Origin of the sequence: Streptomyces sp. NPDC089799 (genome assembly GCF_040684755.1) — a bacterium.
GTDB lineage: Bacteria > Actinomycetota > Actinomycetes > Streptomycetales > Streptomycetaceae > Streptomyces.
Map to the genome: position 1 here is coordinate 1 of NZ_JBFBGR010000072.1, position 7,358 is coordinate 7,358.

Consider the following 7,358-nt stretch of genomic DNA (forward strand, 5'->3'; position numbering starts at 1 on the left):
GGCGTGCCGAACGTCATCGGCTCCTCCACCAACCCCACCCTGCCCTTCGGCCGGGACGCGGTCGCCGAGCACTACGGCATGATCGTCTCCGTCCACGACCTCAAGCCGGACCTCCCCGGCGACGCCGCCATGGCGCGCGACCGGATCCGGGCCGGCACGATGGGGGCCGAGGACGTCCTGCACGACCTGGGCGCCATCGGCATCACCTCCTCCGACGCCCAGGGCATGGGCCGGGCGGGCGAGACCGTTCGCCGTACGTTCGCCATGGCCGCCAAGATGAAGGCCGAGCTCGGCCCGATGGACGGCGACGGCGAGGGCGACGACAACGCCCGCGTGCTCCGCTACATGGCCAAGCTGACGATCAACCCGGCCATCGCGCACGGCCTGGCCCACGAGATCGGCTCCATCGAGGTCGGCAAGCTCGCCGACATCGTCCTGTGGCGCCCCCAGTTCTTCGGCGCCAAGCCCCAGCTCGTCCTCAAGTCGGGCTTCCCGGCCTACGGCGTCACCGGCGACCCCAACGCCGCCACCGACACCTGCGAGCCCCTCGTCCTCGGCCCGCAGTTCGGCGCCCACGGCGCCACCGCCGCCGACATCTCCGTGGCCTTCGTCTCGGCCGCGGCCGCGGCCCTCGGCGGCGACGCCATGCCGACCCGCCGCCGCCGGGTCGCCGTCCGCGGCACCCGCGGCATCGGACCGAAGGACATGCTCCTCAACTCCCGGGTGGGCGCGGTCGACGTGGACGCGCGCAGCGGACTCGTCTCCCTCGACGGGGAACCGCTGCGTTCCGAAGCCGCCGACTCGATCGCCCTCAACCGCCTGTACTTCCTGTAAGAGCAAGGACCACCCTCATGAACAAGCCCGTCGACGCCGGTCACCGCATGCCCCCCGAGTGGGCCCCGCACGAGCGCACCTGGATGGCCTGGCCCAGCCCGAACCCGACCTTCACCAACGACGAAGAGCTCGCCGAGGCCCGCCGGGCGTGGGGCTCGGTCGCCCGCGCCGTCAGCGCGTACGAGCCCGTCACCCTGGTGGTCTCGCCCGGTGACGCCGAGGGCGCCCGCGCCGTGGTCGGCGCCGGCGACAAGCACCCCGTCGAGCTGGTCGAGCGCGAGCTCGACGACGCCTGGATGCGGGACATCGGCCCCACCTTCGTCACCAACGGCCAGGGCGAGCTCGCCGCGGTCGACTGGACCTTCAACGGCTGGGGCGCCCAGGAGTGGGCCCGCTGGGACAACGACTCCAAGATCGCCCGGCACATCTCCGACATCGTCGGGACCCGCACCTACAGCACCCCGCTGGTCAACGAGGGCGGCGCCATCCACGTCGACGGCGAGGGCACCGTCCTGCTGACCGACACCGTGCAGCTCGGCGAGGGCCGCAACCCCGGCTGGACCCGCGAGCAGGTCGAGCAGGAGATCCACGCCCACCTCGGCACCACCAAGGCGATCTGGCTGCCGTACGGCCTGGCCGGCGACTACGGCACCTACGGCACCCAGGGCCACGTCGACATCGTGGCGGCCTTCGCCCGCCCCGGCGTGGTGATGGTGCACACCCAGCCCGACCCGGCGCACCCGGACCACGAGCGCTGCAAGCTGATCGCGGCCCTGCTGCGGTCCGCCACCGACGCCCGGGGACGTCAGCTGGAGGTCGTCGAGATCCCGGCGCCGACCGTGCTGGAGGAGGACGGCGAGTGGGTCGACTACTCGTACATCAACCACTACCTGTGCAACGACGGTGTCGTGCTCTGCGCCTTCGACGACCCGCGGGACGAGGAAGCGGCCGAGATCTTCCGCGGACTGTTCCCGGAGCGGACCGTGACGCTGGTTGACGCACGTACGATTTTCGCCGGGGGTGGCGGTATCCACTGCATCACCCAGCAGCAGCCCAAGGTCTGAGGGTCTTCCCGAGGACCGCGAACGTGAGGGAGTGGCCATGGTGGCCGGTGGGGTACGCGCGCGGAAGAACGCGCCGCCGCGCGAGGAGGTCCTCGCCGCCGCCATGGCGACCATCGCGGAGCGCGGCCTGGACGGCCTGACCATGGCCGGCCTGGGCCGCCAGGTCGGCATGAGCAGCGGGCACCTGCTGTATTACTTCCGGACCAAGGACGAACTGCTCCTGCAGACCCTGGAATGGAGCGAGGCCGCCCTCGGCCTCGAACGGCGGGCCCTGCTCTCCCGGCGCGGCACGGTCGCCGACCGGCTCGCCGCCTACGTCGACCTGTACGTGCCCGAGTACGCGCGGGACCCGCACTGGACCCTCTGGCTGGAGGTCTGGAACCGCTCCCAGAACGCCGGACCCGAGGAGCGGGAACGGCAGGCCGCGATCGAGGGCGCCTGGCACCGCGACCTGGTCGCCCTGCTGGCCGAGGGCATCTCCCGCGGCGAGTTCCGCCAGGTCGACGCGGAACGGGTGGCGGCCCGCGCCCGCGCCCTGCTGGACGGCTTCAGCATCCAGCTCGCCGTGGGCCTGCCCACGGTCGACCGGCCCGAGATCCTGGCCCACGTCAGAGAGTTCTTCACCGAGGCCCTCACCCCGCCGGCGGGGTGAGGGCGGCGGGCCCGTCCGACACGTGACGGACCCCGCCCACATGGTGAGACCGGCGTCCGCACGCCGGGAAGCGTATGGCACACTGCGGACGTGCTTGCTCAGACCGTGATTATCTGCAGCAGCGCGCCGGTCCGCAGTGACCGCTGACCCGTGGAAGACCTCTGCGGGCAGCGACACCGTGCCCCTGACCCGCGCGCAGACCTCTCGCACCAGCGAGAGGTTTTTTGTTTCCCGGCGCACGAAATGCCGGGAGCGTCCCGCGCGCGATGATGGGGGCAGTGGATCCCGGGTTTCCGGAGCCACTCATCCGACAGGAGTCCAGATCACCATGACGCCAACAGGGACGACAGAGGCGAAAGCCGTCCTGGACGACAGCTTCCACGTCTTCGACACGACCCTGCGCGACGGCGCGCAGCGCGAGGGCATCAACCTCACGGTCGCGGACAAGCTGACGATCGCCCGGCACCTGGACGAGTTCGGCGTCGGTTTCATCGAGGGCGGCTGGCCGGGCGCCAACCCCCGCGACACCGAGTTCTTCGCCCGCGCGCAGGCCGAGATCGAGTTCCGGAACGCCCAGCTGGTCGCCTTCGGCGCCACCCGCCGGGCCGGCGGCTCGGCCGCCGAGGACCCGCAGGTCCGCGCGCTGCTGGAGTCCGGCGCGCCGGTGATCACCCTGGTGGCCAAGTCCCACGACCGGCACGTCGAACTGGCCCTGCGCACCACCCTGGACGAGAACCTGGAGATGGTCCGCGACACCGTCTCCTACCTGCGCGAACAGGGCCGCAGGGTGTTCGTCGACTGCGAGCACTTCTTCGACGGCTACCGCGCCAACCCGGAGTACGCCAAGTCCGTCGTCCGCACCGCCCACGAGGCCGGCGCCGACGTGGTCGTCCTGTGCGACACCAACGGAGGCATGCTCCCCGCCCAGATCACCGCCGTGGTCTCCACCGTGCTCGCCGACACCGGCGCCCGCCTCGGCATCCACGCCCAGGACGACACCGGCTGCGCCGTGGCCAACACCCTGGCCGCCGTCGACGCCGGCGCCACCCACGTGCAGTGCACCGCCAACGGATACGGCGAGCGGGTCGGCAACGCCAACCTCTTCCCGGTGGTCGCCGCACTGGAGATCAAGTACGGCCGCACCGTCCTCCCCGAGGGCGCGCTCGCCGAGATGACCCGCATCTCGCACGCCGTGGCCGAGGTGGTCAACCTGACCCCCTCCACGCACCAGCCGTACGTCGGCGTCTCCGCCTTCGCGCACAAGGCCGGCCTGCACGCCTCCGCCATCAAGGTCGACCCCGACCTGTACCAGCACATCGACCCCGAGCGGGTCGGCAACACCATGCGCATGCTGGTCTCCGACATGGCCGGCCGGGCCTCCATCGAGCTCAAGGGCAAGGAGCTCGGCGTCGACCTCAAGGGCGACCGCGAGCTGATCGGCCGGGTCGTGGAGCGGGTCAAGGAGCGGGAGCTCCAGGGCTACACCTACGAGGCCGCCGACGCCTCCTTCGAACTGCTGCTGCGCGCCGAGGCCGAGGGCCGGGCCCGCCGCTTCTTCAAGGTGGAGTCCTGGCGCGCGATCAGCGAGGACCGCCCCGACGGCACCCACGCCAACGAGGCCACGGTCAAGCTGTGGGTCCGGGGCGAGCGGATCATCGCCACCGCCGAGGGCAACGGCCCGGTCAACGCCCTGGACCGGGCGCTGCGTGAGGCACTGGAGACGTTCTACCCGCAGCTGGCCAAGTTCGAGCTGGTGGACTACAAGGTGCGCACCCTGGAGGGCACGCACGGCACCGAGTCCACCACCCGCGTGCTGATCACCACCACCGACGGCAACAAGGAGTGGAACACGGTCGGCGTGGCCCCGAACGTGATCGCCGCCTCCTGGCAGGCCCTGGAGGACGCCTTCACCTACGGGCTGCTGCACGCGGGCGTGGAACCGGCCTTCCGGATGATGCTCCGCCCGCCGGCCCACACCTCCCCGGGCGCTCCCGGCCGCCCGATCCGGCCCCGGGCCTGAGGCGGCGCCGGGCTTCACGCCCGGCCGCCCGGCCGTCCGCCGGCCCGACCATCCAGCCCTTATGTCCGACTTACACGGGAAAACACCCGTTCCGGTAGCGTCGAAGGCATGAAGACCAGGAGCACCCGGAGGACCAGGAGGGCCAGGAAGGCCAGGGGGAGCAGGCTGATACCCGCCGCGCTCTCCGGCCTGCTGCTGACCCTGTCGGCGACCGCCCTCGCGGTCGCCCCGCAGGCATCCGCCGCCACCGGACCGGCCGCGGTGGCCGCGGCGCTCAAGCAGAGCCCGGTCTACGTCGACCCGCGCGCACAGGCACAGCTGCCGAAGGACCAGGCGGACGCCCTCGCCAAGAAGATCAAGGACGCCGACAAGCCGCTGTTCGTCGCCGTGCTGCCGAACTCCGCCGAGTTCCCGCCGGCGAGCGTCTTCGAGAGCGTGCGGGCCCAGACGGGAGTCACCGGCCTCTACGCGATCCGGCTCGGCGACGGCTTCGACGCCAAGGCGGACAGGGTCGTCATGCGTCCCAACGCCGTGCGGAACCTGTCCGACGCGGTGAAGGCCGGCGGCCCGGTGGACGCGACCACCCAGCTGAACAACTTCGTCGACCAGGCCCTGCCGCAGATGCGGGGCAGCGCCCCCGCCTCGTGGGGCGGCACCGGAGCCGGCGGCGGCGTGGACGGCAGCACCCTGGTCGGCCTCGGCGTGGTCGCGGTGATCGGCGGCGGGGGCGCGTACGCCCTGGTCCGCCGGAACCGCAGGCGCAAGGAGGAGGCCGAACGGGCGGCCGTGGAGAAGCTGCGGGTGGTGGTGGACGAGGACATCACCGCGTTCGGCGAGGAACTCGAACGGCTGGACTTCCACCCCGGTGAGCCCGGTGCCGACGACGCCATGCGCCAGGACTACGAGCGGGCGCTGGACTCCTACGACCGGGCCAAGCAGATCATGGGCTCGGTCGCGCACCCGGAGGAGGTCAAGGGGGTCACCCAGGCCCTGGAGGACGGCCGGTTCGCGCTGGCGGTGCTCGCGGCCCGCCGGGAGGGGCGTCCGCTGCCCGAGCGCCGCGCACCCTGCTTCTTCGACCCGCGGCACGGTCCCAGTACGGAGGACGCCTCCTGGGCGCCCGCCGCGGGCACCCTCCGCACGGTCCCGGTCTGCCCGGCCGACGCGGTGCGCCTGCGCGAGGGCCGGGACCCGATGGTGCGCACGGTCGAGACCGACCGCGGTCCGCGGCCCTACTACGACGCCGGCCCGGTCTACGGGCCGTGGGCCGGCGGCTACTTCGGCGGCGGGATCCTGCCCGGCCTGCTGGTGGGCACCATGCTCGGCTCGATGATGTCCAGCCCCGCCTACGGCGCCGACTGGGGCGGCGGGGGCTTCGGCGACGGCGGCGGGTTCGACGGCGGTGACTTCTCCGGCAGCGACTTCGACGCCTCCGACTTCGGGGGCGGCTTCGGCGGCGGCGACTTCGGCGGTGGCGGCGGGGACTTCGGCGGCGGGGGCGGGTTCTGAGCACCCGCCCCCCGCAGGGCGACCGGGCTCAGGCCGCCGTGCGGATCGCCGAGATGTCGAAGGTCAGCTTCACCTTGTCGCTGACCATCACGCCACCGGCCTCCAGCGCGGCGTTCCAGGTCAGGCCCCAGTCGGAGCGCAGGATCTGGGTGCTGCCCTCGAAGCCGACGCGCTCGTTGCCGTAGGCGTCGGTGGCCGCGCCGTTGAACTCCAGGTCGATGGAGAGCGGGCGGGTGACGTCCTTGATGGTGAGCTCGCCGGTGAGGCGGTAGGTCTCGGCGCCGGTGCGGGCGGCCGAGGTGGAGCGGAAGGTCATCAGGGGGAAGGACTCGGCGTCGAAGAAGTCCCCGCCGCGCAGGTGGGCGTCGCGGTCGGCGATGCCGGTGTCGACCGACGCGGTCCGGACCTCGACGACGGCGGTGGACCGGGACGGATCGGCGCCGTCCAGGCTCAGGGTGCCCTCGTGGTCGGTGAAGGAGCCCCGGACGTTGGTCACCATCGCGTGGCGGACGGTGAAGCCGATGCTGCTGTGCGCCGGGTCGATGGTGTAGTCGCCGGTGAGGGCGGCGAGGGCCGGGTCGGCGTCGAGGACCGCGGTGGCCGCGGCGCCGGTGGCGGTGGTGGAGGCAGGGCTGGTGGCGACGGGGGCGACGGTGCGGCGGCTGAAGATGCCCATGGTGTGCTCCTGAGGACGAGAGGGGTTGAGGTCGTTGAAGTTTCAACGAGAATGACGCTAGACCCATTCCGTTCAACTTTCAACTTCACTCGCCGGTTTTGTTGGAGGTGAACAAAGGCCGCAGTCCCCTGCTGGTGATGTCCTTGCACGCGCCCGCGCTTCTGTGCGGGCTTCACAGCGGATCGGGCCCGAGACTGTGCGGTCTCTACGGAGGGTTTCCCGAGGTCCGCTTCGTAAGGTCGGTACATGACCGTTGTGGACCAGACTCCGGGCGAGCCGACGGACGCTCGCGGCCGCGTGGCCGAGCTGCACGACCTGCGCGAGCAGGCGCGGCGCGGCCCCAGTGACCGCGCGACCGAAGCCCAGCACGCCAAGGGGAAGCTGACCGCCCGCGAGCGCATCGCGCTCCTCCTCGACGAGGGCTCCTTCAAGGAGGTCGAGCAGCTGCGCCGGCACCGGGCCACCGGATTCGGTCTGGAGGCCCGCAAGCCCTACACCGACGGTGTCATCACCGGCTGGGGCACCGTCGAGGGCCGCACGGTCTTCGTCTACGCCCATGACTTCCGGATCTTCGGCGGTGCGCTGGGCGAGGCCCACGCCACG

At 72.1% G+C, this 7,358-nt stretch carries 6 protein-coding genes and 1 pseudogene; 6 read left to right on the forward strand and 1 reads right to left on the reverse strand.

The window, feature by feature from the left end:
* The 5 genes and pseudogenes from AB0O36_RS36735 to AB0O36_RS36755 form a co-directional block, all read left to right on the forward strand.
* A partial coding sequence (locus tag AB0O36_RS36735; RefSeq protein ID WP_365118298.1) for an amidohydrolase family protein occupies window positions 1-834 on the forward strand: 834 nt, incomplete at its 5' end.
* A gap of 17 nt (window positions 835-851) precedes the next feature.
* A complete protein-coding gene (locus AB0O36_RS36740; RefSeq protein ID WP_365118300.1) occupies window positions 852-1,898 on the forward strand; it encodes an agmatine deiminase family protein in 1,047 nt (348 codons plus the stop codon).
* Between the two features lie 37 nt (window positions 1,899-1,935).
* Window positions 1,936-2,550: a TetR/AcrR family transcriptional regulator gene (locus tag AB0O36_RS36745; protein ID WP_365118301.1), complete on the forward strand. Its 615-nt coding sequence runs from the start codon at window positions 1,936-1,938 to the stop codon at window positions 2,548-2,550.
* Window positions 2,551-2,878: 328 nt separating this feature from the next.
* Window positions 2,879-4,492 (forward strand): annotated as a pseudogene (cimA, locus tag AB0O36_RS36750) (citramalate synthase); the annotation flags it as partial.
* A gap of 186 nt (window positions 4,493-4,678) precedes the next feature.
* Window positions 4,679-6,079 carry a hypothetical protein gene (locus AB0O36_RS36755; RefSeq protein WP_365118303.1) on the forward strand — a complete coding sequence of 467 codons (1,401 nt, stop codon included), beginning with the start codon at window positions 4,679-4,681 and terminating at the stop codon, window positions 6,077-6,079.
* 28 nt (window positions 6,080-6,107) lie between these two features.
* On the opposite strand, the gene AB0O36_RS36760 is transcribed toward AB0O36_RS36755, so the two are convergent.
* The gene (locus tag AB0O36_RS36760) at window positions 6,108-6,755 is read right to left on the reverse strand and encodes a YceI family protein (protein ID WP_365118306.1); all 648 of its coding nucleotides are present in this window, start codon (window positions 6,753-6,755) and stop codon (window positions 6,108-6,110) included.
* Window positions 6,756-7,001: 246 nt separating this feature from the next.
* Here AB0O36_RS36760 and AB0O36_RS36765 point away from each other — a divergent pair.
* On the forward strand, window positions 7,002-7,358 hold a 357-nt coding region (locus AB0O36_RS36765; RefSeq protein ID WP_365118308.1), incomplete at its 3' end, for a carboxyl transferase domain-containing protein.

What these genes read in the sequence shown, in the direction of transcription:
- AB0O36_RS36740 (WP_365118300.1), top strand. Translation starts at nt 852, where the DNA reads ATGAACAAGCCCGTCGACGCCGGTCACCGCATGCCCCCCGAGTGGGCC.
- AB0O36_RS36745 (WP_365118301.1), top strand. Translation starts at nt 1,936, where the DNA reads ATGGTGGCCGGTGGGGTACGCGCGCGGAAGAACGCGCCGCCGCGCGAG.
- AB0O36_RS36755 (WP_365118303.1), top strand. Translation starts at nt 4,679, where the DNA reads ATGAAGACCAGGAGCACCCGGAGGACCAGGAGGGCCAGGAAGGCCAGG.
- AB0O36_RS36760 (WP_365118306.1), bottom strand. Translation starts at nt 6,755, where the DNA reads ATGGGCATCTTCAGCCGCCGCACCGTCGCCCCCGTCGCCACCAGCCCT.